This window comes from Oleiphilus sp. HI0061 (assembly GCF_001635675.1).
On record NZ_LWFE01001466.1, the window covers coordinates 1 to 1,593 of the forward strand.

Here is a 1,593-nt window from a genome sequence, read left to right on the forward strand (position 1 = left end):
GTTCAGTTTAGTCTCTTTTCCGTTTATTAGGACGTACGTGACGGTGAAGAATCCTGCTGTTTTCTTGTCTGACGAAGGTTCGTTTACGAAAAGCCCATAATTCGCGGCGAGCAATTTTTCCCGTTTCTTTAATATCGACAATTGGTTTTGGATACGTGGTTCCCAGAGATAGGTCATACAATGTTTCTTCCATAGGAGTCATCATCCACGGCGTGTGAATCAGCTCGTTTGGGAGTTTAGCCAATTCCGGTAGCCACATTCTGATAAACTCACCATTAGGGTCATGCTCTAGACTTTGTTTCACTGGATTGTAAATTCGAATGGTATTTGTGCCTGTGACGCCAGCCTGCATCTGAAACTGCGCATAGTGAATACCGGGCTCGAAGTCCAAAAAAAGCTTGGCTAGATAATGTACACCTTGCCGCCAATCCTGCAGCAAATGATGACAAAAAAAGCTGACGAGCATGGATCGCATTCGAAAGTTCAAATAACCCGTTTCGATTAAACATCGCATGCATGCATCAACAATGGGGTAGCCCGTTTTTCCATCTTGCCAAGCTTGGCGATGGCAAAGGGAATCATTGTCTTCTCGATAGCTGAATAACGCGTAAGCGCGATTGACAGGTCTTTCTTCCATTTCATGTTCACTTTCAAACTTTTGGATAAAATGGCAGTGCCAATGCAAACGTGAACACAAGGTATTCGCCGTTTTACGCCACCCCTGTTCGCGACGATGAAGTAAGGTTCGCTGATAAAACTGCCGCAGGCTAATATTTCCCCAAGCCAGGTAAGGAGACATGCGGGAACAGCTCTTTCGGCTTTCAAGTGGTTTTGATATTTTATAGGCATAGTCTTGACCTCTTGATCTAAAAAAAGAAGCGAGTGTTCTCTCAGCCCATTTTTCACCCCCATGTTGCATCCTAGGATGCGTTTCAAGCCAAGAAGGCTCCATTGCATCATTCGGATGATGATGTGCTAGAGAAATAAGGTTAGCGCCTCGAAGGTCGGGATTGTCTAAACCCATGCGCATGATACTGTGCCAGTGCTTGTCCCAATTGCTTCGGTGGGTCAGCCCTCGAATGACTCCGCCCGTTGGGCTTTCTTGCCAGTCTATTTGGTGTTTGGCTAGCCAATCAGCTATTTCCTTATCGCGCTCATAGGTAGCACGTATACCGGTCTCTTCATAGCTGAATAATCGATTGATTGTGAAATGGCTATGGATTTCCTCTAACGCCTTAAGAACCTTGCCCCGAAAGCAATGGATCTGCGTGTTAAAGGCCTTGAGTTGACGATTCAAATCGGCTAAAGACTGGCAAATAAAACGCCAATGGCGCACGTCGTAGTGAGGGTCTTGTATTAGCAGATCTTCGAAGATATAGATCAGTAAGGTGGGATTTTTGCCTGCACAAGCTTCCTTCAGGGGAGTATGATCACGTAACCTGAGATCACGCTTAAACCATACAACGTTAATGCCCTGGTTTTGAGTTGGTTGTTTGGTTCGTAAGTCGCTGATTTGTTGATGTAAACCTTGAGCTGACATGAATTCTATTCAATCCTAACTATGATGTTTGTTACGTTTACGTTTGGAAGGGG

General features: G+C 45.0%; 1 protein-coding gene. It reads right to left on the reverse strand.

Annotated elements, in window-relative coordinates:
- Positions 1–7: 7 nt before the first annotated feature.
- A complete protein-coding gene (locus tag A3735_RS23010) occupies positions 8–1,540 on the reverse strand; it encodes a cryptochrome/deoxyribodipyrimidine photo-lyase family protein (RefSeq protein ID WP_082865253.1) in 1,533 nt (510 codons plus the stop codon).
- Positions 1,541–1,593 lie beyond the last annotated feature (53 nt).

Excerpts from the sequence above, each read along its gene's own strand:
- A3735_RS23010 (WP_082865253.1), bottom strand. The coding sequence starts at position 1,540 with ATGTCAGCTCAAGGTTTACATCAACAAATCAGCGACTTACGAACCAAA.